The sequence below is a fragment of the Allobosea sp. LC85 genome (assembly GCF_000735605.1).
Classification (GTDB): domain Bacteria; phylum Pseudomonadota; class Alphaproteobacteria; order Rhizobiales; family Beijerinckiaceae; genus Allobosea.
The window spans coordinates 189,233-212,488 of the sequence record NZ_JPKG01000046.1; the positions used below are offsets into that span (position 1 = coordinate 189,233).

A 23,256-nucleotide genomic window follows, 5' to 3' on the forward strand; every position below is an offset into this window, starting at 1 on the left:
TCATGTTCGCCGGACTCGCTTTCGCCGGCGGCGGCAATCGCTGCTACTGGCAGGGTGGCTTCTATGAAACCGTGGCGCCACGCCTCGCCCTGTCGCCACGCCGGGTCGTCGGTGTCAGCGCCGGCGCCTTCGCGATGCTCTATACGGCACTTGGCCGGGGCCCGACCATACGCGAGCAGGTCAGGCAAGCCTGTCTCGGCAGAACGTCCGAGATGGATTGGGCCGCCTTTCGCAGGGGTGGGCGGCTCTTCCCAGTCGGCGAGCTCTATCAGAGTCTCCTGACTCAGCTTTTCACGCCCGAGGCCCTGGCAACCTTGCGGATCACGAGCGATTTCCGCATCGCGATCTCGCGCCCGCCACGCTTCTGGCCCCTGCCAATTGCCGCAATGCTGGGGATCGGCGCCTATCAGCTCGAAAAGCGCCTTCGCCGGCCCGTCCATCCCACCGCCGGGCGCCGCCTCGGTTTCGTGCCCGATCTTGTCCGGCTCGCCGATTGCGCGACAGCCGAACAACTGGTCGCGGCCCTCATGGCGAGCGCCGCAGTACCCCCCTTCATGCCGGCCGGTCTCGTCGGGCAGCGCGCTGCGCTTGACGGCGGGCTGGTCGACAGTGCCCCGGCCTGGGCGCTCGCCGATCTGGAAGAGGCCGGCGAACAGACGCTCGTGCTGCTGACCCGCCCCTTCTCCGCGGTGCCGCAGGTGGCAGGCCGAACCTATGCACGTCCGTCCCGGACCATTCCGGTCTCGCAATTCACGATCCGCGACTGGGAAGGGATCCGCTTCGCCTACGAACTCGGCATCAGTGACGGCGAGAGCTTCCTTCGGCGGATGGAAGTCGAGGCGCGAACCGGCTAGATCACGCTGCGTTTGGACGAAATCGTCCAAACGCAGAAAACGTGATCGACTCTAATAGGTTAGAGCATGCTTCATGCGAAAAACCGTTGCCACTTTTTCGCAGCATGCTCTAGGCAGGAGGCTGGTTCCTGCCAACCGACCGGACGTGCCGATGCCTGCGATCGACCTGACCGCCTCAGCGACCGACCTCCGCGAAGCCCTGCTCGCCCGCCGCTTCAGCGCGAGCGACCTGCTCGAGGCCAGTTTCGCCCGCATCGACTCGCTGAACCCATTGCTCAACGCCGTCATTGCCCAGGACCGCGACGCGGCGCGCGCCATGGCGGCAGAATCGGACAGGCGCCTCGCCAATGGCAGCGCCCGCCCGCTCGAAGGACTGCCGATCACGATCAAGGACGCGTTCGACGTCGCCGGTCTGCCCTCCTCGGGTGGGCTGCCCGCCTACAAGGACCGCATTCCTGCGGACGATGCCGCGCCGGTCTCCCGTCTGCGCGCCGCCGGCGCCGTCATTCTGGGCAAGAGCAACGTCCCGGTCTTCTCCGGCGATTTCCAGAGCTATAACCCCATTCACGGCGTCACCAACAATCCCTGGAATACGGCCTTCTCTCCCGGCGGCTCGTCCGGCGGGGCCGCAACCGCAGTCGCGACCGGCATGGCCGCCTTCGAGCTCGGCTCAGATCTCGGCGGCTCAGTGCGTTGGCCGGCCCATGCCTGCGGCGTCTACGGCCTGAAGACGAGCTGGGGCCTGATCTCGACCTGGGGCCATCTGCCGCCGCCGCCCGAGCGCCGTACACCGCGCAATGCCGACCTCCTGGTCGCCGGGCCGATCACGCGCTCCGCCAAGGACCTTGCGCTCATCCTCCCCGTTCTGGCCGGCCCGCGCGACCCGCATGTCGCAGGCGCCGCCCTCACCGCTCCACGGCTGCAGGAGCCCCGCGGCCTGCGCGTCGCACTCTGGGTCGACGATGCTTTCGCACCAGTCGACCGGGAGGTCAGCGCAGCGGTGCGTCGAGCGGCAGATCTGCTCGCCGCGCAAGGCGCAATCATCGACGAGACCGCGCGCCCGGCGATCCGCTTCTCCGAAGCCTTCGAGGTCTATGCGCTGCTCAACCACGCCGTTGTCGCCTATGGACTGCCGCCCAAGGTCAGGGCGCGCATCCAGGCGATGGCATCGCGCTTCAGCACCAACGATCTCTCGCATCAGTCGCTGCAAGCGCGGGGCGCGCGCATGACGCCGGGACTCTATCAGCAGATCTCGCAGCGGCGCATGGCTCTGAAGCGGCAATGGGCCCGCTTCTTCCAGTCCTATGACGTCGTGCTCTGCCCGCCCGCGCCGGTCTCCGCAATCCCGCATGATCACACGCCGGACATTCACGCGAGGCGCCTTGCCGTGAACGGCGAGCTTCGCCCCTATCTCGATTTCCTGCTCTGGGCCTCGCTCGCGACCGGGGCCGATCTGCCTGCACTGGTCGCGCCGATCTCGCAGTCAGACGGCGGTCTGCCGCTCGGCGTGCAGATCATTGCGGCGGCCGGCGAAGATCTGACGGCGGTCGCGGTCGGCGGCATGCTGGCAAGGGCGGGCGCAGGATATCGCGCTCCACCCGGCACAGCCGGACATTCCTGAGCCGGCACAGCCCGATGCGCGCCAGAGTCTGCGTCGATCTGCGTGAAAATCGCTCAGCGCTTGCGCTGGTCCCGGTCTATGCTCGCATAAAGGCCGCATAAAAACCTGGAGCTTGCGCCATGCTATCCAACCTCGCCGTCCGCGACATCGAGACCCTGGTCCACCCGTATACGAACCTGGCGACGCATCGCGAGACCGGCCCGTTGGTGCTGGAAAGCGGCAAGGGCGTCTTCGTCTATGACAGCGCCGGCAAGGAATATATCGAGGGCATGGCCGGGCTCTGGTGCACCGCGCTCGGCTACTCCAACCAGGAGCTGATTGAGACGGCGACGGAGCAGATGAAGAAGCTGCCCTTCACGCATATCTTCGGCGGGCGCAGCCATGATCCGGCGATCGAGCTGGCGGAAAAGCTGAAGGAGATCGCCCCGGTTCCGATCTCGAAGGTGTTCTACGGTGCCTCCGGTTCCGATGCCAACGACACCCAGGTGAAGATCGTCTGGTACATGAACAATGCCCTTGGCCGGCCGCAGAAGAAGAAGATCATCTCGCGGTTGAAGGGTTATCACGGCGTCACGGTAGCCTCGGCCTCGCTCACCGGCCTGCCCAACAATCATATCGATTTCGACCTGCCGCTGCCGGGCATCCTGCACACCTCCTGCCCGCATCATTATCGCTTCGCCGAGCCTGGCGAGAGCGAGCAGGACTTCTCGTCGCGCCTCGCCGCCGAGTTGGAGGAGATGATCCTGCGCGAAGGGCCGGACACGGTCGCTGCCTTCATCGCCGAGCCGGTGATGGGCGCCGGCGGCGCGATCACCCCGCCGGACGGCTATTTCGAAAAGATCAACGCCGTTCTGGCCAAATACGACATCCTGTTCATCTCGGATGAGGTCATCACCGGCTTCGGCCGCACCGGCAACATGTTCGGCACCACGACCTATGGCATGAACGTCGACACGATCTCGCTCGCCAAGCAGATCACCTCGGCCTATTTCCCGCTCAGCGCCGTGATGATGAACGACAAGGTCTACGAGGTGCTCGTCGACCAGAGCCGCAAGATCGGCACATTCGGCCACGGCAACACCTATGCCGGCCATCCGGTCGGTTGCGCGATCGCGGTCAAGACTCTGGAAATCTACCAGCGCGACAAGATCGTCGAGCATACCCGGAAGGTCTCCCCGACCTTCCTGCGGCGGCTCGAGAAGCTTGCCGAGCATCCGCTGGTCGGCGAAGCACGCGGCGTCGGCCTGATCGGTGGCGTCGAGATCGTCAAGGACAAGGCGACCAAGGCCCCGTTCGAGACCAAGAAGGGCGTCGGCCCGAAATCGGTCGCCTTCGCGCAGGAAGAGGGCCTGATCACACGCGCCATGGGCGACCGCGTCGCCTTCTGCCCGCCGCTCGTGATCACCGAGGCCGAGATCGAGGAGATGTTCGACCGCTACGAGCGGGCCCTGAACAAGACGCTCGCCTGGGCCAAGGCCGAAGGTTTGCTCGCGGCCTGAGCCGGGTTGCTTAAGGGGAGCTTAACCGAAGCGGCGACATGGTTGCGATCGAGGCCGAAAAGCCACGAAGAAATCACGATCACGCCGCTTCGTCGTCCCGATCGGACGTCACCTTCCCTGTGTCGGCGGCCAGGAACCGCCGGCACCGTGCAACAAGCAAAGTCAGGACCGATGCCTTCCGCCAATCAGCGTCAGATGACGCAACGCAGTGCGAGCTTCCATGATGCCTCGGCCAAGGAGGCCTACGCATCGCACTTCCGCCCGATCGCAATTCCCGCGGTCGCCGCGGGTACAAGACGCTCCTCGCCTGCGTCGGACAGGACGGCAGAGAGAAAACCGGCCCATCTTGTGCCGGCCGTTCTCCGGAACGGTTTTGACGATTGACTTGACGACTGGCAGACTGACTTTCGAGACCCTCCATGATTGACCGGCGCAGAGCTCTCCAAACTCTCGCCGGTCTTTTTTTGGCTGGCTTTGGCACCGGCGGTTACGCCTATGCCTGGGAGCCAACCCATCAGCGCGTAACGCATTACCGCTTCACCCCGAAGGGCTGGCCCCGGTCAGGTCGCCTCAAGCTCGCAATCATCTCGGATCTGCATATTGGCGGACCGCATATGCCCGTGTCGCGCGTTCGCGATATCGTCGCGACGGCCAATGAGCTGAATCCGGATCTCGTCCTGCTGCTTGGAGATTTCGTTGCGAGCCGGGCCCGCCGCGTCTCCGACCCGCCCTACGCCGACTGGGCCACGGAACTCGCCGCGCTCAAGGCGCCAAGCGGGGTCTACGCCGTGCTCGGCAATCATGACTGGTGGCAGGACGAACCGACACAGAGGAACCGCAGCGGGCCGACACAGTCGGGCCTTGCGCTCGAAGCCGTCGGGATCAAGGTCCTCGAAAATCGGGCGCTGCGCCTCGATACCGCCGCAGGACCGCTCTGGCTTGCCGGCCTCGGCGACCAGATCGCCTTCCTGAGACGGTTGCGCGGACAGAAGAACGGCGTCGACGACCTGCCCGGCACCCTCGCCCAGATCGCTGATGACGGCGCCCCTATCATCATGCTGGCGCATGAGCCGGATGTCTTCGCCCGGATGCCGGCGCGGGTTGCGTTGACATTGTCGGGCCACACCCATGGCGGGCAGGTGCGGCTCTTCGGCTGGTCGCCGATCGTGCCCTCGCGTTATGGCAATCGCTACGCCTATGGACATGTCCGCGAGGACGGGCGCGATCTGGTGGTTTCTGCCGGCCTCGGCACCAGCAAGTTGCCATTCAGGCTCGGCATCCCTCCCGAGATCGTGCTGGTGGAGTTGGGTTAGGCCAGGACGCTGCGGCGGAACGATCAGCTTCGCAGTATGCCCTGATTGATGCCGAAGCAAACGGACCTTGGCAGCTGCGAAATCCCCTAAGGAAGCCGAACCTCGTCGGCTGATACCTGCAAACCTGAAGCAGTCACCTTTATCATTCAGGCTGAATCTGATCTGTTGAGACGTTCAGCGGTCGTGACCTGAGGAGGGCGCGATGCGGATTGCCGTCATGGGGTCGGGGGGCGTTGGCGGGTATTTTGGCGCGCGGCTGGTCAAAGGCGGCGCCGACGTCGTTTTCATCGCGCGCGGTGCGCATCTTGCAGCAATGCGTCAGCATGGGTTGCGCATTGAAAACGACAGCGAACCAATTGAACTGCCCAAAATCGACGTCACCGACGATGCGTCCCGCATTGGCCGGGTCGATCTGATCCTCTTCGCGGTCAAGCTTTGGGACACGGAAGCTGCCGCAAGGTCCCTGCTTCCCGCGATAGGACCGGATACCGGCCTGATCTCGTTTCAGAACGGCGTGCAGAAGAACGACATACTCCGGCCGATCATCGGCGACGCCGCCTTGATCGGTGGCGTCGGCTACGTTGCAACGGCCGTCAGCAAACCGGGTGTCATCGCACAGATCGGCACGATGCAGAGATTGCTGTTTGGCGAGTTCGACGGCCGGGTCTCGAAGCGCATTGAGGATTTTCATCAGGTCTGTACGGCAGGCGACATCAACGCGGAGATCAGCCCCGATATCCGCCGCGAGATCTGGCAGAAATTCGTCTTCCTGGTCGGCTTGTCAGGTGCGACAACCTCTATGCGCATGCCGCTCGGCCAGATCCGTGACAATCCGCTAACCCGGCAGTTCCTTCTCGATTTGATGAAGGAGGCGCTCGCCGTCGGACGCGCGCACGGCATCGCCCTTCCGGAGGATTATGCCGAACAGCGGCTGGCCTTCGCCGATGGCCTGCCTCACGACATGATCGCATCCATGTATCATGACTTGCAGGCGGGGAAGCGGCTAGAACTCCCCTGGCTCAGCGGCGGCGTGGTCGATCTCGGTGCGGCAGTGGGCATACCGACCCCCATGAACCGTGCCGTTCGCGATATTCTGCTCCTGCATGCGCAAGGCCGGGACAGCAGGTGAGCCCCATACAGCAGCCCTGCTCAGACCACGATCACCTTGGTGCCGACCTGGACGCGATTGAAGAGGTCGATCACGTCGATATTGCGCATCCGGATACAGCCGGAAGACGCCGAGCGGCCGATGGTCTCGGGCTCGTTCGTGCCATGGATGCGGTAGAGCGTGTCCTTGCCGTTCTGGTAGAGGTACAGCGCGCGCGCGCCGAGCGGGTTCTCCGGGCCGCCTTCCATGCCGCCGGCGCGCGGCGCCAGATGCGGCCAGCGCTTGATCATCTCGGCTGGCGGAGTCCAGCGCGGCCACTCGGCCTTGCGCTGCATCATGGCTTCACCGGTCCAGCCAAAAGCCTCGTCGCCGGTCGCGACGGCGTAGCGAATCGCCTTCTTGTTCGGCAGCACGAAGTAGAGATACTTCTCGACCGTATCGACCTTAATGCTGCCGGGCGGCAGACCGGTCGGGTCCGTGATCTCGTAGGGCAGTTGCGTGATATGGTGCTCGAATTTCGGCACGAGCGCGATGTACTCTGCATCCCGCTCAGAGAGTGCGGGAGCGTTCACGCTCTTGTATTGGCAGGCACCGAGCAGGGTCGACAGCGCCAGGGCAACGATTACAGTCTGTTTCATGCCTACCACCAGCGACGCCGCGAACGCGCTCTTTATGATGAATGAAAAGTTAATATTGTATTCCCGCCCCGGGGGTTGGGGTGACGTCGAGCCGCGCCGCTGCTCTATGCGTCAAACTGACATGGCGCAATGAAGTTCCTGCTGCGAAGCGTGTTTCGTCGACTTCGGCCGCGACCGTGGCAATAGCGCAACGGCAGTGCAACATGATGCGCGGCGGCAAGACCGGCGATGAGGATGAGAACCAGTGACGACGCTTCTGATTACGCACCCGGCCAGCCTGCAGCATTTGACTCCGCCGGGCCATCCCGAGCGCCCCGACCGGATTCGCGTCGTCGAGCAGGCGCTCGAGGATGAACGATTCGCCCACCTCGCCCGGGTCGAGGCTCCGCGCGCCGATCTCGGCCTCGTCACGCTCTGCCACCCGCGCCATTTCGCGGAGGCGCTGATCGCCGCCTCACCGGAGACGGGTCTCGTCGACATCGAAGCCGACACCACGATGTCGCCCGGCTCGCTGGAGGCTGCGCTGCGCGGCGTCGGCGCTGCTGCCCATGCCGTGGATGAGGTGATGAATGGCAAGGCGAAGAATGCCTTCTGCGCCACGCGTCCGCCCGGCCATCACGCCGAGAGCGTCAAGGCGATGGGCTTTTGCTTCTTCAACCAGGCTGCCATCGCCGCCCGCCACGCCCGGGAGGCGCACGGCGCGGAGCGCGTCGCGATCATCGACTGGGACGTCCATCACGGTAATGGCACACAAGAGATCTTCTGGAACGACCCGAGCGTGCTTTACGCCTCGACCCACGAGATGCCGCTCTATCCCGGCACCGGCGCTCCTTCGGAACGCGGCGAGCACGGCACGATCGTCAATGCCGCCCTGCGCGCGGGCGATGGCTCCGACGCCTTCCGGGACGCGTTCGAAACCACGGTGCTGCCACGTGTCGACGCCTTCCAGCCCGACCTCGTGATCATCTCGGCCGGCTTCGATGCTCATTGGCGCGACCCGCTCGCCAATATCAATCTGGTCGAAGGCGATTTCGTCTGGGCGACCCAGAAGCTGATGGCGATCGCGGACCGTCGCGCCGAGGGCCGCCTCGTCTCGATCCTCGAAGGCGGCTACGATCTCGAAGCCCTGTCGAAATCGACGGCAGCCCATGTCCTGGCACTGATGCGAGGCTAAAGCATCGGCCCGAAAAGTGGATTGCGGTTTTCGGGAAAGACAATGCCCAAACAAAGAGAGATAGATCGCCCTGCGTCCAAACGGACGCAGGGCGATCTAACCGTCATTGCGAGGAGCGCAGCAGGCGGACCTGGATTGCAGCGCTCGGCTCGGAACGACGGCGCAGCCGTTCATTCCAGAGGCTGCGTCTCCGCGATCTCGATGCCAAAGCCGCTCAAGCCCACGAAGGAGCGCGGCGAGGAAGCGAGGTTGACGATCGAGGCGACCCCGAGATCGCGCAGGATCTGGGCGCCGAGGCCGACCTCACGCCACTGCTGCGAGCGCTGGGCGTCCGAGCCCTCCTCGACGCTCTTGATCGGCACGCCGGCCGAGCCGTCGCGCAGATAGATCAGTACGCCGCGGCCATCCTGCTGGAAGCGCCGGAGCGCGCACTGGATCGACTTCGCGCCGCCGAGGACATCCGCCACGACATTCGCCCGGTGCAGCCGCGCCGGTACCTTCTCGCCGTCACCGACCTTGCCCATGACGAAGGCAAAATGCTGGGTGTCCTCGAAGGGTGTGACATAGACATGGCCGGTCATCTCGCCGAACTCGGTCTTGACCGGGAAGGAATGCACACGCTCGACCAGCTTCTCACGCGCCTGGCGATAGGCGATCAGTTCGGCGACCGTGATCTGCTGCAGCCCATGCGTCTTGGCGAAGGCGGTGATCTGCGCACCCTTCATCACGGTGCCGTCATCATTGGCGAGCTCGCAGATCACGCCGACCGGCGGCAGATTGGCGAGCTTGCACAGATCCACCGCCGCTTCGGTATGGCCGGAGCGCATCAGAACGCCGCCATCCTTGGCGATCAACGGAAACACATGGCCGGGGCGCACGAAATCCGTCGCGCCCATATTGCCGTTGGCGAGCGCCCGCACCGTATTGTTGCGCTGCTCGGCCGAAATGCCGGTGGTCAGCCCGTGCTTGACGTCGACCGTCACCGTGAAGGCAGTACCGAGCGGCGCGTCATTCGACGAGACCATCGGATCGAGTCGGAGCCGCCGCGCCTCGTCGGCCGTCAGCGGCGCGCAGACGATGCCGCAGGTGTTGCGGATAATGAAGGCCATCTTCTCCGGCGTGCAGAGCGAGGCGGCGATGATCAGATCGCCCTCATTCTCGCGGTCATCGTCATCGGTGACGATGACGATCTCGCCGCGGGTGAAGGCTTCGATGGCCTGAGTGACGTTCTGCTGCATGACAGCCTCCCGCGGCCCTTGCAGGCCCAGAAAATCGTTGGGGGTGACGGCACCGTTGGTGGCGGCGGCGATGCGCTCGGCACTTTCGCGCGAGATCCAGGCACTCTGGTCGTTGCAGAGCGCCGTCACGCTGGCCGGCGACAGGCCGACCGACCGCGCAAAGGCGCTGCGGGCCATGCCATTCTGCCGGAGCCACGTTTCGAGCTTCATGGCCGCAAGCTAATATGCCCCTGCTTCACTTGCAATGAAACAACGAAATAATTTCAGTAATACTGAAAATCACCGAGCAAAAGGCCAGCGCGGCTCGACCACGCCGACCTGCGCGCGATGGCGCAGGAACTGGTCTGCCAGCACGCAGGCAACCATCGCCTCCCCGACCGGCACGGCCCGGATGCCGACGCACGGGTCATGGCGCCCCTTGGTGAACATATCCGCTTCCCCGCCCGTCCGCGTCACGGTCGCACGGGTGGCGAGGATTGAGGATGTCGGCTTCACCGCGAAACGGGCGACAATCGACTGCCCGGTCGAAATACCGCCCAGGATGCCGCCGGCATGGTTGGAGAGGAAGAGCGGCTTGCCGTCGTTTCCGGCCCGCATCTCGTCGGCATTCTCTTCGCCGGAGAGCTCGGCGGCAGCAAAACCTTCGCCGATCTCGACGCCCTTGACCGCATTGATGCTCATCAGCGCCGCGGCGAGTTCGGCATCGAGCTTGCCGTAGATCGGCGCACCGAGACCGGCGGGAACGCCCTCGGCCACAATCTCCAGCACCGCGCCGATCGATGATCCGGATTTGCGGATGCCGTCGAGATATTCGGCGAAGAACGCCGCCGCCTTGGCGTCCGGGCAGAAGAACGGATTATTGGCGATCTCGTTCCAGTCCCAGTTGTCCCGGTCGATCTTGTGCGGTCCCATCTGCACCAGCGCGCCACGTACGATCATGCCTGGCACGACCTTGCGCGCGATCGCGCCGGCTGCGACCCGCATGGCTGTCTCGCGTGCCGAGGAGCGCCCACCGCCACGATAGTCGCGAATGCCGTACTTCACGTCATAGGTGAAGTCGGCGTGGCCGGGCCGGTACTTGTCCTTGATATCCGAATAATCCTTGGAGCGCTGGTCGACATTGTCGATCATCAGCCCGATCGAGGTTCCGGTCGTCACCTGTTGGCCGCTCGCCTCGTCTGGAAAGACGCCGGAGACGATGCGGACTTGGTCCGGTTCCTGGCGCTGCGTGGTGAAGCGCGACTGACCGGGCCGGCGGCGATCGAGCTCGCGCTGGATTTCGGCCTCGCTCAGCGGGATCAGCGGCGGGCAGCCATCGACGACGCAGCCGATCGCCGGCCCGTGGCTTTCCCCAAAGGTGGTGACGCGGAAGAGATGGCCGAAGGTGTTGTGGGACATGGCAGCCTGACGGGTTTCGCACCGGGCTCATAAGCCGTATCGCGCCCGCGCGAAACCCCGCAGCGCGGAAACCGCACCCGAAGGTCGCCACACCTCATCCTGCGCTGCGCATCTCCGGCAATGCTGCGCTGCAGCGCGGGTAGAACCGCTGGCCTTAATGCGCCGCCGCCCTGGCCGGCACCGCCGGTGCACCTTCCCAGCGCGTATTCGCCGGCAGGTTCTCGCCCTTCATGATCACGGTCAGCAGGCCGATCTGCGCGTAGTCGCCGACATGGGTGTCGTAGAGCACCGTCGCCGCCGCGCCAACGCAGACGCCCTTGCCGAGATGCACGCGGCCGACCTTCATGACCCTGTCCTCATAGAGATGCGTCTGCAGGGCCGAATGCGCGTTGACCGTGCAGTAGTCGCCGACCTTGATGCAGTCGAACTCGGTGATATCGGTCGAGTCGAGCCAGACGCCCTTGCCGTATTTCGCACCGAACAGCATCAGGAACCAGGGCAGGAAAGGCGTGCCGCGCAGATAGTCGAACAGCACCTTGCCGCCCAGCCCCCAGTAGAGCACGGCGACCGCCTCGGTGCGCATCGCCCAGAACGACCACATCGGCTTCATGATGGGCTTGTAGACGCCCATCAGCAGCCATTTCATCGCGGCGCAGATCAGCGCCTGCGTGACCGCGATCAGGATGGACACGCCCATAAAGCTAAGCGCGAGCCCGACCCAGTCGCGATCGAAGATCTTCTGCTGCAGCACGAGATCGACCGCGATGGTGCCGAAGGTGATGAACAGCATCGCCGGGAAGGAGGTATGCAGCGCCTCGAAACCAGCCCGCGCCAGCCTTTTCCCGAGCGACGGCTTATAAGTCCAGTCCGCACCGAGATCGACTTTCTGGCGCGTCGGCAGGCGGATCGCGGGCGAGCCGAACCAGGTATCGCCCGGCTGCATCTTTTCATTGGCAGGCGGCTTCGACTTGATGCCGATCAGCACCCGATCAGGGATCACGGCGCCAGGCGGTACGACCGCATCATTGCCGATGAAGACCTGGTCGCCGGTCTTCGTCATGTCGAGACGCATATAGCCGCGGCGCATATCCTCGTCGCCGAAGACAACCTCGTCGGCGATGAAGTTGCCGGCTCCGATCGCCGTCAGGTCGTAGCGACCGGACAAGTTGGTCGAGATCTCCGCTCCCTTGCCGATACTGGCGCCCATCAGCCGGTACCAGAAACGCATGTAGATCGTCGCGAACAGCGAGGAGAGCGTCTCCAGAGTCACCTCGGTCGCCAGCGCCACTGTCCATTTGCGGGCATAGAAGCCGGAATGGATCGACCACGAGCCCGAAGTCACGCGCGGCAGGATCGCCCAGCGCAGGCCGGCCATCAACAGCACGGTGAAGGCGATGAGACCCATGGCCGTCGGCCAGGTCAGGATCGGCAGATACCAGAGATAGCTGATCTCCGACCATGTCGCGATCTGGTCGTCGATCCGGTCGAACAGCCAGAAGGCCGGGAAGATCGGCAGCAGGCTGATCGGCGGCAGCACGATCAGCATGAAGATGTAGAAGACCGTCATCGCGAAGCGGCGGCGCGCGCTCGCCTCGGCCTGCGGAGGCAGCGAGTCGAGATCGACCATGCCGATCTTCCGGCCGGGCGTACCGTCCCAGATCTCGGCCTCGCCGACTTTCCCGCCGGCCGGAATCGCGGTGAGATCGCCGATCTCGGCATGGTCGCCGGTGACGCTGCCATGGCCGAAGACCACGGAAGCGCCGGCGTTCACGTCCCGGCCGATCTTGATCCGGCCGAGGATCAACTTGTCGCCGATGGCTTCGCCATTGGCGAAGGTGGTCTTCGAACCGAAGGTCGTGCAGTCGCCGATCTCGATGAGATCAAGCGCTCCGGCCTCGTAATCCGAGATAATGACGTCGCGGCCGACCTTGGCGCCGAGCAGGCGCCAGTAGAAGCGCATCACCGGCGTGCCCTGCAGCCATTTGATATGGACGAGGCCCGCGACGCGCGCGGCAAACCACCAGCGGAAATAATAGACGCCCCAGAGCGGATAGACGCCGGGCTTGGTCCGGCCGAGCACGATCCATTTCAAGGCGATCGAGATCAGGCCGGTGACGATGGTGATCGCGACATAGACGCCGAGCAAGGTGAAGACCTGCGCCGGCAGCGACAGGTCCTCGCCGGAGATCAGCAGATAGGTGACGAAGATGCCGAGCCACTGCGCCGTCGCCAGGCTGATGATGATCGGCAGCACGGCGGCCTGCGCCAGGCCGCACAGGAAACGGCGCCGGAAGGAGGGCGGAGTGAAGGAGAGATCCTGCGCCTCCGCGATCCCGCGCCCGTCGAGCACTGCCGCCATGCCGCGCAGCGTACGGGCGCCATAGACGTCCTGCAGGGTGATCCCGGCATAGGCAGGGGTTTCGCGCACGATCGAGATGAAGCGCGCGGCCAGCAGCGAATGACCACCGAGATCGACGAAGAAATCGGCCTCGAGCGGTAGGCTCGACGCACCCAGCACGCGCTTGGCCGCCTCGAGCAGGGCTGCTTCCGTCTCGTTGCGCGGCGGCTCCTGCTCGCCGGCTGCGGCCGGCGCCGTCAGCGGCGCGGCCCTGAGCATCTTGCGGTCGACCTTGCCCGAGACCATGCGCGGCAGGGAGCCGACGGCCTCGAAATGGGCGGGGACCATATAGGGGGGGAGCTGCTCCCTCAGCGCGGCGCGCAGCACGCCCGCATCAACCGCGACGCCCGGCTCGCTGACCACGAAGGCGACGAGCCGTTCGATGCCGTCATCCTCGCGCAGCACCACCGCCGCCTGGTTCACCCCCGGTTCGTCTGCGAGCTTCGACTCGATCTCGCCGAGTTCGACCCGGAAGCCGCGGATCTTGATCTGATCGTCGATACGGCCATGGAAGACGATGTTGCCGGCCGCATCGAGGCTGACCGCATCGCCGGATCGGTAAAGAACGGGGTCGTCGATCCCGCCGAATGGATTGGCGATGAATTTTTCCGCCGTCAGTTCGGGGCGACCGTGATAGCCCCGGGCAACGCCCGGACCGCCGATCAGGAGTTCGCCCTGCTGGCCAGGCGGCAGCAATTGCAGCTCTTCGCTGACGACATAGGCAGTATAGTTCGGGATCGGCCGACCTATGGTCACCACCTCGCCCGGCTTCACCTCGGTCGCGGTCGCCACCACGGTCGCCTCGGTCGGCCCGTAGGTGTTGAGTATGCGCCGGTCGGGCTTCGCCCATTTCTGCACGATGGAGGGCGGCAGCGCCTCGCCACCGAGCAGGATGAGCCTCAGCGAAGGCACGTCGGAGGGCAGGATACCGAGCAGCGTCGGCACGGTGTCGATCACGGTGACGCCGGCACCGTTCAGGATTGCCGGCAGCTTCTCGGCATCGCCCATCATCTCGGGCGAGGCGACGAACAGCGTCGCGCCGACGAGATAGGGAGTCCAGATTTCTTCCATCGACAGGTCGAAGGCGACCGACGCGCCCTGGAAGACGATGTCGTCGGGCCCCATCCCGTAGAAGGCGTTTCCGGAGCGCAGGAAGTGGCAGATATTGTGATGGCTGATGACGATCGCCTTCGGCGTGCCCGTCGAGCCCGAGGTATAGATCAGATAAGCGGGATGGTCCTTGGTCAGCCCGACGGCGCGGGCCGGCAGGATCGCGCCATCGTCACGCGCCACGAGATCCGCGGGCGACCAGACCGGACGCCCGATCGCCGTCGCCTTGCCCTGCCAGGCAGCGCAGGTTACGAGGCCCTTGGCCTCCGCATCGCTCAGGCAGGTGGCGATGCGATCGACAGGCGCCTCGGCATCGAACGGTACCCAGGCCGCGCCGCTGAGCGTGATCGCGATCTGCGCGACCAGGAGGTCGATGCCGCGCGGCATCCACAGGCCAACCATGCTGCCGGGGCCAATGCCTGACAGGGCAAGGCCGCGCGCCTGACTACGCGCCGCTGTCCAGACCTCGTCATAGCTCAGCCGGCGCTCGGCATCCGACAGGGCCGGGTGCGCGCCGCGTGCTGCGACCGTCGCAGCGAAAATCTCGCCCAAAACCTCATCGCGGATCAGGTCGGGCCGCTTCTCGCCCGCAATCATTGCGAGCGGGGTGGCGCTCTGGGCGGTCTCGTCCGCCGACAGAATGCTGATGTCGTTCATGGTGCCCCGCTGCGGATCCGCCAGAGCAGCCCTGGCGGCACTCACCCAAGGCGACCCTGCGGCAATCCGCACCTATATAACCGCCCCCGGAAACCGCATCGTTCGATCCGGTTTCCGACTGCCTCCCCCTGCCGAGCATGTCGCTGTTGCGCGCATCCCTGCTAGCACAACACTCCTTAAAGAGCACCCCTGAACCCGCGATGAATGTCTGCGGCGGAACCTCGCGCTAGACCCAGGAGACGCGCCCGTCCGAGACCTTCAGGATCTTGCCCTGCCAGATATCGACCATCGCGGCATCCCCCGGCGCGACTGCGCCGACGAGCGCGAGTACGGCGCGCGCCACACCGCCATGGCTCACCATCACCGTCTCGCCCGTCAGTGTTTCCAGCACCGGCCTGATCCGCTCGGCGAGCATCCGGTAACTCTCGCCCTCGGGGGGGACGAAGCTCCATTTGTCGCGCTCGCGCGCCAGTGCCTGCTCGCGCTCGGACTTGCGGACCTCGCGCCAGGTGAACCCTTCCCAGGTGCCGAAGGTCAGCTCGCGCAGGCGCTCATCGATACGGTAGGCCTTGGGGGGCAACCCCAGCCGATAGCGCAGGATTTCCATGGTCTCGCGCGCCCGCTCCATGGGAGAAGCCACGAAATCGAGCCCGTCATAGCCCTGCACCAGGCTGCGCAGACGACCGGCGGCTTCAGCCGCCTGCTCGCGCCCGAGCTCGTTCAGCGGGATGTCCTTCGAACCCTGGAGACGGCCCTCCCGGTTCCAGTCGGTTTCGCCGTGACGTACGAGGAAGAGGCGGTGAGAGATCGTGAGCGGCAGCATGCTGCGGCTCATGCACGCTCGGCGCCCGCAGGTCAAAGCGTCAGACGGGCACAGGGGCATGCGTATTCGCCATGGCGACCCCTCATCGCTTTCTGATGGCAGAGCGCGAGTGCGCTGTGTATAGGCGGCTCTCCGCTTCGGATGGATCCATGTCCCCGGCTCTCACTTTGCCAGACGGTCGCAGGCTTGCCCTCGGCACGACGCCTCTGCTCATGGGCGTCGTCAACGTCACTCCCGATTCCTTCTCCGATGGCGGCATGCTGAAGAGCGCCGACGAGGCGATCGCTCACGCCGAAACGCTGATCGCGGAGGGCGCCGACATCGTCGATATCGGCGGCGAGTCGACCCGGCCAGGCCACGCCGAAGTCGATGCAGAGACCGAGCGTGCCCGTGTCATCCCGGTGATTTCGCGGCTCGCCACCCGAACGCGCATCCCGATCTCGATCGACAGCTACAAGGCCGAGGTCGCCGAAGCCGCGCTCGGCGCCGGCGCAGCGATCGTCAATGACGTCTGGGGCTGCCAGCGCGACCCGGCCATCGCCGATGTCGCCGCCCGCTTCGGCGCCCCGATGATCCTGATGCACAACTGCGACAGCATCGATCCGGCGCGGGACATCCTCGATGACGTTCTGCGCTTCCTCGAACGCTCCATCGCCATCGCCATCGCAGCCGGCGTACCGCGCGAGCAGATCGTGGTCGACCCGGGAATTGGCTTCGGCAAGACGCCTGCGCAGAACCTCGCGATGATCCGCGATCTCCGCCAGCTCGAACAGCTTGGCTGCGCGGTGCTGCTCGGCGCCTCGCGCAAGTCGACCATCGGCCTGATCACCGGCCAGAAGATCCCGGCCGAGCGGCTGGCCGGCACGCTTGCAGCTCATCTCTACGGCGTCTCGCAGGGCGCCGCGATCATCCGCGCGCATGACATTCGTCCACATGCCGATGCCTTCAAGGTCTGGACCGCCATCGGAGACGCGCCATGAGCGAGACAGGCAGCATCCTGATCGAGAAGCTCGACATCTATGCCTATCACGGCTGCTTCTCCGAGGAGGAACGGCTCGGCCAGCGCTTCACGCTCGACATTGCGCTCGCGACCAACATCCATGCCTCGGCGATCAGCGATGACCTCGCGGACACGGTCGATTACGGCAAGGTCGTCGCCGTGGTGAAACATGCCTTCACCACCCGCCGCTACAATCTGCTGGAAGCGGCGGCGCGCGCCGTGGCTCAGGCCATCCTGGCCGAGTTCCCCCCGGTCAGCCGTGTCTGGATCACGCTGCGCAAGCCCGCGCCGCCGATCCCGGCAACGCTGGCGGCCGTCGGCATCCGCCTGGACTTCCGGCGTGAAGACTGAGGCCGCTCTCTGCTTCGGCGGCAATCTCGGCGATCCGGTCACGGCCTTCGCCGCGGCGATCGAAGCCCTGGCGCGCCATCCTGCCGTGACCGTGCTGCGGATCTCGTCGGTCTATCGCACTGCGCCCTGGGGCAAGCTCGACCAGCCCGAATTCCGAAACATGGCCGTGATGATCGCGACCGATCTGGCCGCTGCCGACCTGCTCGCCTTCTGCCTCAGGATCGAGCGCGAGCAAGGCCGCGAGCGCAAGGAGCGCTGGGGGCCGCGCACGCTCGATATCGATCTTCTGACCTATGGCGAAGCCGTCATCGACGAGCCGGGTCTTCAGGTGCCGCACCCGCGCATCGCCGAGCGCGCCTTCGTCCTGGCGCCGCTCGCGGAAATCGCGCCGGCGCTCGTCATCGGCGACAGGAGTGCATCCGAGCTGCGCGACGCTCTCGCGAACGATGAAGTCAGGCGCGACGATACCGAAACGGCGCGCCTGCGGAACTCTGTCGCCGGCTAAAGGCCGGTGCCCGGGGTCACTCGCCCTTGTCGAGCGTGATGTCGGGCGCCGATGGCACCTTCATGCCAACCACGTGGTAACCGGCATCGACATGCATGATCTCGCCCGTGATGCCGCGCGACATGTCGGAAACCAGGAAGACCGCGGTCTCGCCGACTTCCTCGATGGTCACAGTGCGACGGAGCGGCGAGTTGTACTCGTTCCAGCGCAGGATATAGCGGAAATCGCCGATGCCCGAGGCGGCGAGCGTCTTGATCGGGCCGGCCGAGATCGCGTTGACGCGAATTTTCGAGGGGCCGAGATCGGCCGCCAGATACTGCACGCTCGATTCCAGCGCCGCCTTCGCCACGCCCATGACGTTGTAATGCGGCATCCATTTCTCGGCGCCGTAATACGTCAGCGTCAGCATCGAACCGCCATCGGCCATCAGCTTTTCGGCGCGCTGCGTCACCGCGGTGAAGGAATAGCAGGAGATCAGAAGCGACTTGGTGAAATTTGCTTCCGTGGTCTCGACATAGCGCCCGGTCAGTTCGTCCTTGTCTGAGAAGGCAATGCAGTGAACGACGAAATCGAGCTTGCCCCAAAGCTTCTCGACCTCGGCGAAGACGGCGTCGATCGTCGCCGAGTCGGTGACGTCGCAATGGCCGACAACGTGCCCGCCGAGTTCCTTCGCCAGCGGTTCGACACGCCTCTTCAGCGCGTCACCTTGATAGGTGAACGCCAGTTCCGCACCAGCATCAGCCGCTGCCTTGGCAATACCCCAGGCAATCGAACGATTGTTCGCGACGCCCATGATGAGGCCCCGCTTGCCCTTCAGGACATTGGCGGTGGAGGAGGCAGCGCTGGATTCGGGCATCGGGGACCTGCGAACTGGACGAAGCGGAAGGTCTCTTAGCCGAGCCAGCGCGTCAACGAAAGGCTCAGTTGCTCGCTTACTCGCTCCGCGCCTTCATCAGCGCCGTCAGTTCGGGATCCTTCCCCGGCATCTCGATGTCGATTGCGACGAAGAGATCGCCGTGATGGCCCTTCTCGCCTTTCAGCCCCTTGCCGCGCAGGCGAAACTGCTTCGTCGTGCCGGTCAACGGCGGAATATTCATCTCTACCGCGCCCGTGAGGGTGGGCACATGCAGCGGTCCGCCAAGCACGGCCGTCGCCAGCGGGACCGCCACGCGGGTGCGCAAATCATGGCCCTCGATCGTGAAGCGCGGATCGGGCTTGACCTTGATCGTCATCAGCAGGTCGCCGGCCTCGCCCGAGAAGGGGTCGGTCTGGCCGAGGCCGCGCAGCCGCATGACCTTGCCGTCCGCGACACCTTCGGGAATCGTGACGTCGACCTCGCGCCCATGCGGCAGCTTCACCCGGCGGGTTGCCCCCGTGGCAGCCTCGGCTAGCGAGACGCTCAATGTAAAGCTCTGCTCCGGCGGCTTCTGCGGCTCATGCCGAGCCCGGCTGCCGCCGCGGCGGGCGGCATCACCGAACAGCGAACCGAAAATGTCGGCCGGGTCGAAGCCCTGATCGGCACCGCCACGCCCGAACGGCGCGCCGCCGCCCTGGCCGAAATTGAACTCGAACCCGCCGGCACGTCCGCCGCGGCCAGCACCCATGCCCTCGAAACCCTGGAATTTCGGCTTGCCCTCGGCGTCGATCTCGCCGCGGTCGAACTGCTTGCGCTTGGTTTCGTCGCCTACGATCTCATAGGCGCTGTTGAGCTCCGAGAAGCGGTCCTGGGCCTTGGGATCATCCTGATTACGGTCGGGATGCAGGTCCTTGGCGCGACGGCGATAAGCTTTCTTGATTTCAGCTTCGCTGGCGCCAGGGGCGACGCCCAGGACCTGATACGGATCGCGCATGCATTGAACCCCAATCTTCGACGAGACGCGGTTTCCCGCGCCCGAGACGGCACGCCGGAACAGCTCCGCCCGCTATGTGGGGAGACTGTGGCGGGAATGCAACGTTTTCCTTCCCAGGCCGGCAGCAGGCCGGATCGGACCGCCTTTGCTAGCTCAACCCCTTCCAGGGTTGCGTTTCCTTGACCGCCCATTCTCCACCCGACGGACGGCAGGCCGTGCCCTGAAGCCGAACCGGGCTGGTCTGGGTCTGGACATTCGCGATGAACGCACGACAGACCTCGTCCGAGCGCAGGAACGGCCCGCCAACCGGCGTGAACGATCCCTTCATGCCGCTCTGCGGATTATCCCAGTTGACCGCTGCGCCATTGCCCTGCGGATCAAGGGCAAGCGCCATCGCGCCGTCGGCACGGCGCAGATCCTCGGGCCCGAGTTCAGCGGAGAGCGCGCCAAGCACGCTCGGCTTCGTCGTGCCGCGTGCTGGCAGGGTCGAGGTGGTCGTCATCGCCACCTCGTCTTCGGACTTGCTCGACAGGCCGATGATCGGAAAGGAGACCGAGCAGCCGGCGCTTGCGACAGCGAGCAGCAGCACGGTGGCGACAGCAGCCGGACGCATGGGCGCAGCGCGCCGATCAAGGCTTTGGTTCGCCGCCCGGGCTGCCCTATATAAACTCGCAGTCCAACACCAAATCACAGATTGCGCTCGCCCGACGCTTAACAGAACTTGCCGAGGATTAGACACGTGGAACGGTTAACGCCGGGTGACTTCACCGAAGTCGATGAGCCCTTCGCCCTGTTCGCGAGCTGGCTGGAGGAGGCTGCGCGCTCCGAGCCGAACGACCCGAACGGCATGGCACTCTCGACGGTCGATGCCGAGGGCCTGCCCAATGTCCGCATGGTCCTGCTGAAGGGACACGACCGCGACGGCTTCGTCTTCTACACCAACACCCAAAGCCAGAAGGGCGAGGAACTGCTCGGCCAGGGCAAGGCGGCCGCCTTATTCCACTGGAAGAGTCTGCGCCGGCAGGTCCGTATTCGCGGCCCCGTGTCAATCGTCAGTGATGCCGAGGCCGACGCGTATTTCCAGTCGCGCCCGCGCGACAGCCGCATCGGAGCCTGGGCCTCGCAGCAGTCGCGCCCGCTGGAAAGTCGCTTCGCACTGGAGAAGGCCGTGGCGAGCTATGCCGCGAAATTCGGTCTCGGCACGATCCCGCGCCCGCCGTATTGGACTGGATTCCGCATCGACCCGGTCTATATCGAGTTCTGGCGCGACGGCGCCTTCCGCCTGCACGACCGTGTGGTCTTCCGCCGTGCCTCGGCCGCCGAGCCGTGGACGCGCACCCGCCTTTACCCCTGAGGATCTGACCGCATGGCCATGCCGAAATTCGACTTCCCCAAGACCGAGGCAGGCAAGCGCCCGGTCATGCTTCTGACCGGAGCGAGCCGCGGGATCGGCCACGCCACGGTCATGCAGTTCGCCATGGCAGGCTGGCGCATCCTGTCCTGCTCGCGCCAGGCCTTCTCGGACAAATGTCCCTGGCCGTCAGGCGCCGATGATCATGTCCAGATCGATCTCGGCGACCCCGAGGACACGATGCGCGGCATCGCCGAGATCAAGAAGCGGCTGGCGGCCGAGGGCGGCAAGCTCAACGCGCTGGTCAATAATGCCGGCATTTCCCCGAAGGGACCGAAGGGCATGCGCCTCGGCGCCGCCACGACCTCCTTCAATGACTGGCACCAGGTCTTCCAGGTCAATTTCTTCGCGCCGATCATGCTGGCGCGCGGCCTGCTCGACGAGCTGACCGCCGCGAGGGGCACGATCGTCAACGTCACCTCGATCGCCGGCTCCCGAGTCCACCCCTTCGCCGGTGCGGCCTATGCCACTTCGAAGGCTGCGCTCGCCAGCCTGACGCGCGAGATGGCCGCCGATTTCGGCCCACTCGGCATCCGGGTCAACTCGATTTCGCCCGGCGAGATCGACACTGCCATCCTTTCGCCCGGCACCGAAAAGATCGTTGCGACGCTGCCGCTCGGCCGGCTCGGCAAGACGGAGGAAGTCGCGAAGGCGATCCATTTCCTTTGCACCGACGCCTCGTCCTATGTCACAGGCGCCGAGTTGCACATCAATGGCGGGCAGCACGTGTGAAGAGCCAAGGCGGCCAGGTCATCCGTTTTCCGACGCAGGCCAAGGCGGCCCGCCCAACCCTCGCCGCTTCCGTCGCGGTCTTCCGCGACGGCAAGGTGCTGCTCGCAACCCGCACCAAACCGCCGGCCGACCAGCTCTGGTCACTCCCCGGCGGCAAGGTCGAAGCAGGCGAGACGCTTGAAGCGGCCGCACTGCGCGAGCTCGAGGAGGAGGTCGGGGTCAAGGCCGCCATTCTCGGCTTCAACCGGCATGTCGAGATTTTCGGGCGTGATGCAGCGGGCTCGGTGACACATCATTTCGTCATCGCCTCATTCGTCGGCAAGTGGATTTCGGGCGAGCCACAGCCCGGGCCTGAGGCAGGCGCCGTGATGTGGGCCGATCCGCTGAAGCTCGGGGGCCTGGCGACGACGCGCGAACTCGGTGACGTGCTGCGGCACGCGCATGCCATCCTGCAGAACGGCGGGCATCGGCCGTGACCTGCGCTCGCCTCGCGGTCCTTGTCGCCTGGACATTGGCGGTTGTGCCGCTCGGTCATGCCGCGGCACAGGGGCAACGCCAGCCTCCGGTGCCGCAGGCGCCGGCCCAGGCCACTCCGGCACCGGAGACCCCTCCCCCGCCCTACGAGCCGCAACTGCTCGAGCTCGCCGAGATCATGGGCTCGCTCGCCTATTTGCGGACCTTGTGCGGCGGCAAGGAAGCCGGTGTCTGGCGCGAGCGCATGACCGCGCTGATCGAGGCCGAGGGCCGCACGCCACAGCGGCGCGAACGGCTGATGAGTGCCTATAATGGCGGTTTCCGGGCCTATTCGGCGACACACCGGAGCTGTTCCGGCGGCAGTCAGGAGGCGGCACGGCGCCTCGCCGCCGAGGGCGACCGCTTGGCGCGGTCGCTCGCCGGCCGCTATGGCGGATAGGTCACATCGGGACGAAACTGTGTCTTTCTCAAAACTCTCGCGGTCAAATTAACCTTTCTTAAACACCGCGGTAGCGCCCGCCTTCACTGATGCGTATGAATCTGAGGCAGTCGATCGCCCCGGCGCAGGCCCGATTCTCGGGCACGCGCCGGTCCTTTGTGACCAGCCGCAGAGTCCGTGCCTTCATGTCCATCCGTCCTGACGATCTGCAGCTCGATCCCATGCTCACCGACGAGCCTGGAGATGCACGCCGCGTCGCCTATGGCTATGTCGAGGACGCCTTCAACGAGGCGCAGCAGGACGGGCTCGACAGCGATGCGCTGGCTCACGCAGCCCTCTTCGCGGCCTTTCGCGCGCTGGTCGAGACCTATGGCGAAGAAGCCACAGCTGTTTTCGCCGAAACCCTGGCGGAGAAGGTGCGCTGCGGAGCCTTTACCATGGGCACGCGACACTAGAACCGCCGTGCGTCCTACCGGACGCAATGTGGCGATCTATTTCTTTGCGCAACATCGGATTTCTCCGAAAAGTGGATTCCACTGTTCGGTGCGATGCTCTGGCCTTGCCTCGATCACGCTGCGTTTGGACGAAATCGTCCAAACGCAGCGTGATCGACTCTCATAGTTTAGAGCATGCTTCATGCGAAAAACCGTTGCCACTTTTTCG

The 23,256-nt window shown here is 65.2% G+C and carries 22 protein-coding genes; 14 read left to right on the top strand and 8 right to left on the bottom strand.

Annotated elements, in window-relative coordinates; genetic code table 11:
- Positions 1–2: 2 nt before the first annotated feature.
- From FG93_RS21475 to FG93_RS21495, 5 genes are all read left to right on the top strand, one after another.
- The gene (locus FG93_RS21475) at positions 3–854 is read left to right on the top strand and encodes a patatin-like phospholipase family protein (protein WP_043238122.1); all 852 of its coding nucleotides are present in this window, start codon (positions 3–5) and stop codon (positions 852–854) included.
- 151 nt (positions 855–1,005) lie between these two features.
- Positions 1,006–2,475 carry an amidase family protein gene (locus tag FG93_RS21480; protein WP_043238125.1) on the top strand — a complete coding sequence of 490 codons (1,470 nt, stop codon included), beginning with the start codon at positions 1,006–1,008 and terminating at the stop codon, positions 2,473–2,475.
- A 119-nt stretch (positions 2,476–2,594) separates the two neighbouring features.
- Entirely contained in the window at positions 2,595–3,974 is a 1,380-nt protein-coding gene (locus tag FG93_RS21485) for an aspartate aminotransferase family protein (RefSeq protein ID WP_043238127.1), read from the top strand.
- Positions 3,975–4,438: 464 nt separating this feature from the next.
- Positions 4,439–5,287, top strand: a complete 849-nt coding sequence (locus tag FG93_RS21490; protein ID WP_244448674.1) for a metallophosphoesterase — start codon at positions 4,439–4,441, stop codon at positions 5,285–5,287.
- A 202-nt stretch (positions 5,288–5,489) separates the two neighbouring features.
- Positions 5,490–6,416, top strand: a complete 927-nt coding sequence (locus tag FG93_RS21495; protein WP_043238132.1) for a ketopantoate reductase family protein — start codon at positions 5,490–5,492, stop codon at positions 6,414–6,416.
- 20 nt (positions 6,417–6,436) lie between these two features.
- Here the strand turns inward: FG93_RS21495 and FG93_RS21500 are convergent, their stop codons facing one another.
- Positions 6,437–7,033 (bottom strand): L,D-transpeptidase, encoded by a 597-nt coding sequence (locus FG93_RS21500; RefSeq protein ID WP_043238135.1) that lies wholly within the window; start codon positions 7,031–7,033, stop codon positions 6,437–6,439.
- 244 nt (positions 7,034–7,277) lie between these two features.
- On the opposite strand from FG93_RS21500, the gene FG93_RS21505 reads away from it, so the two are divergent.
- A complete protein-coding gene (locus FG93_RS21505; RefSeq protein ID WP_043238138.1) occupies positions 7,278–8,207 on the top strand; it encodes a histone deacetylase family protein in 930 nt (309 codons plus the stop codon).
- Between the two features lie 170 nt (positions 8,208–8,377).
- On the opposite strand, the gene ribB is transcribed toward FG93_RS21505, so the two are convergent.
- The 4 genes from ribB to FG93_RS21525 all read right to left on the bottom strand — a co-directional run bounded on the left by ribB (position 8,378) and on the right by FG93_RS21525 (position 15,843).
- Positions 8,378–9,655 carry a 3,4-dihydroxy-2-butanone-4-phosphate synthase gene (ribB, locus tag FG93_RS21510; RefSeq protein WP_081881717.1) on the bottom strand — a complete coding sequence of 426 codons (1,278 nt, stop codon included), beginning with the start codon at positions 9,653–9,655 and terminating at the stop codon, positions 8,378–8,380.
- A 69-nt stretch (positions 9,656–9,724) separates the two neighbouring features.
- Positions 9,725–10,843: a chorismate synthase gene (aroC, locus tag FG93_RS21515; protein ID WP_043238140.1), complete on the bottom strand. Its 1,119-nt coding sequence runs from the start codon at positions 10,841–10,843 to the stop codon at positions 9,725–9,727.
- Between the two features lie 154 nt (positions 10,844–10,997).
- Entirely contained in the window at positions 10,998–15,008 is a 4,011-nt protein-coding gene (locus tag FG93_RS21520; protein WP_043238143.1) for a Pls/PosA family non-ribosomal peptide synthetase, read from the bottom strand.
- Positions 15,009–15,234: 226 nt separating this feature from the next.
- Entirely contained in the window at positions 15,235–15,843 is a 609-nt protein-coding gene (locus FG93_RS21525) for a histidine phosphatase family protein (protein ID WP_244448675.1), read from the bottom strand.
- 137 nt (positions 15,844–15,980) lie between these two features.
- On the opposite strand from FG93_RS21525, the gene folP reads away from it, so the two are divergent.
- From folP to folK, 3 genes are read left to right on the top strand one after another with little or no spacing between them, the layout of a single operon-like run.
- Positions 15,981–16,811 (top strand): dihydropteroate synthase, encoded by an 831-nt coding sequence (folP, locus tag FG93_RS21530; protein ID WP_043238145.1) that lies wholly within the window; start codon positions 15,981–15,983, stop codon positions 16,809–16,811.
- A complete protein-coding gene (gene folB, locus FG93_RS21535; RefSeq protein ID WP_043238148.1) occupies positions 16,808–17,182 on the top strand; it encodes a dihydroneopterin aldolase in 375 nt (124 codons plus the stop codon). The genes folP and folB overlap by 4 nt, the downstream gene beginning before the upstream one ends.
- Positions 17,172–17,687, top strand: a complete 516-nt coding sequence (gene folK, locus FG93_RS21540) for a 2-amino-4-hydroxy-6-hydroxymethyldihydropteridine diphosphokinase (protein WP_052514012.1) — start codon at positions 17,172–17,174, stop codon at positions 17,685–17,687. The genes folB and folK overlap by 11 nt, the downstream gene beginning before the upstream one ends.
- A gap of 16 nt (positions 17,688–17,703) precedes the next feature.
- On the opposite strand, the gene fabI is transcribed toward folK, so the two are convergent.
- The 3 genes from fabI to FG93_RS21555 form a co-directional block, all read right to left on the bottom strand.
- On the bottom strand, positions 17,704–18,543 hold the full coding sequence (fabI, locus tag FG93_RS21545; RefSeq protein WP_052514013.1) for an enoyl-ACP reductase FabI: 840 nt from the start codon (positions 18,541–18,543) through the stop codon (positions 17,704–17,706).
- A 76-nt stretch (positions 18,544–18,619) separates the two neighbouring features.
- Positions 18,620–19,537, bottom strand: coding sequence for a DnaJ C-terminal domain-containing protein (locus FG93_RS21550; RefSeq protein WP_043238150.1), 918 nt, complete (start codon positions 19,535–19,537; stop codon positions 18,620–18,622).
- A gap of 148 nt (positions 19,538–19,685) precedes the next feature.
- The gene (locus FG93_RS21555) at positions 19,686–20,150 is read right to left on the bottom strand and encodes an RT0821/Lpp0805 family surface protein (protein WP_043238153.1); all 465 of its coding nucleotides are present in this window, start codon (positions 20,148–20,150) and stop codon (positions 19,686–19,688) included.
- Between the two features lie 126 nt (positions 20,151–20,276).
- Between FG93_RS21555 and pdxH the strand changes: the two genes are divergently transcribed.
- From pdxH to FG93_RS21580, 5 genes are all read left to right on the top strand, one after another.
- Complete coding sequence (gene pdxH, locus FG93_RS21560) at positions 20,277–20,891, top strand: pyridoxamine 5'-phosphate oxidase (protein ID WP_043238155.1); 615 nt, start codon at positions 20,277–20,279, stop codon at positions 20,889–20,891.
- 18 nt (positions 20,892–20,909) lie between these two features.
- Positions 20,910–21,680: an SDR family NAD(P)-dependent oxidoreductase gene (locus FG93_RS21565; protein WP_244448684.1), complete on the top strand. Its 771-nt coding sequence runs from the start codon at positions 20,910–20,912 to the stop codon at positions 21,678–21,680.
- Positions 21,677–22,156 (top strand): NUDIX hydrolase, encoded by a 480-nt coding sequence (locus FG93_RS21570; protein WP_244448676.1) that lies wholly within the window; start codon positions 21,677–21,679, stop codon positions 22,154–22,156. The genes FG93_RS21565 and FG93_RS21570 overlap by 4 nt, the downstream gene beginning before the upstream one ends.
- Positions 22,153–22,593 (top strand): TIGR02301 family protein, encoded by a 441-nt coding sequence (locus FG93_RS21575; protein ID WP_043238158.1) that lies wholly within the window; start codon positions 22,153–22,155, stop codon positions 22,591–22,593. Before FG93_RS21570 ends, FG93_RS21575 begins: the two co-directional genes overlap by 4 nt.
- A 185-nt stretch (positions 22,594–22,778) precedes the next feature.
- Positions 22,779–23,048: a hypothetical protein gene (locus FG93_RS21580; protein WP_052514025.1), complete on the top strand. Its 270-nt coding sequence runs from the start codon at positions 22,779–22,781 to the stop codon at positions 23,046–23,048.
- The last annotated feature ends 208 nt before the right edge of the window (positions 23,049–23,256 follow it).

Bases quoted from the DNA above. Each gene is read 5' to 3' on its own strand.
- FG93_RS21475 (WP_043238122.1), top strand. From the start codon at position 3: ATGTTCGCCGGACTCGCTTTCGCCGGCGGCGGCAATCGCTGCTACTGG.
- FG93_RS21480 (WP_043238125.1), top strand. From the start codon at position 1,006: ATGCCTGCGATCGACCTGACCGCCTCAGCGACCGACCTCCGCGAAGCC.
- FG93_RS21485 (WP_043238127.1), top strand. From the start codon at position 2,595: ATGCTATCCAACCTCGCCGTCCGCGACATCGAGACCCTGGTCCACCCG.
- FG93_RS21495 (WP_043238132.1), top strand. From the start codon at position 5,490: ATGCGGATTGCCGTCATGGGGTCGGGGGGCGTTGGCGGGTATTTTGGC.
- FG93_RS21500 (WP_043238135.1), bottom strand. From the start codon at position 7,033: ATGAAACAGACTGTAATCGTTGCCCTGGCGCTGTCGACCCTGCTCGGT.
- ribB (WP_081881717.1), bottom strand. From the start codon at position 9,655: ATGAAGCTCGAAACGTGGCTCCGGCAGAATGGCATGGCCCGCAGCGCC.
- aroC (WP_043238140.1), bottom strand. From the start codon at position 10,843: ATGTCCCACAACACCTTCGGCCATCTCTTCCGCGTCACCACCTTTGGG.
- FG93_RS21520 (WP_043238143.1), bottom strand. From the start codon at position 15,008: ATGAACGACATCAGCATTCTGTCGGCGGACGAGACCGCCCAGAGCGCC.
- FG93_RS21525 (WP_244448675.1), bottom strand. From the start codon at position 15,843: ATGAGCCGCAGCATGCTGCCGCTCACGATCTCTCACCGCCTCTTCCTC.
- folP (WP_043238145.1), top strand. From the start codon at position 15,981: ATGTCCCCGGCTCTCACTTTGCCAGACGGTCGCAGGCTTGCCCTCGGC.
- folB (WP_043238148.1), top strand. From the start codon at position 16,808: ATGAGCGAGACAGGCAGCATCCTGATCGAGAAGCTCGACATCTATGCC.
- fabI (WP_052514013.1), bottom strand. From the start codon at position 18,543: ATGCCCGAATCCAGCGCTGCCTCCTCCACCGCCAATGTCCTGAAGGGC.
- FG93_RS21550 (WP_043238150.1), bottom strand. From the start codon at position 19,537: ATGCGCGATCCGTATCAGGTCCTGGGCGTCGCCCCTGGCGCCAGCGAA.
- FG93_RS21555 (WP_043238153.1), bottom strand. From the start codon at position 20,150: ATGCGTCCGGCTGCTGTCGCCACCGTGCTGCTGCTCGCTGTCGCAAGC.
- FG93_RS21565 (WP_244448684.1), top strand. From the start codon at position 20,910: ATGCCGAAATTCGACTTCCCCAAGACCGAGGCAGGCAAGCGCCCGGTC.
- FG93_RS21580 (WP_052514025.1), top strand. From the start codon at position 22,779: ATGTCCATCCGTCCTGACGATCTGCAGCTCGATCCCATGCTCACCGAC.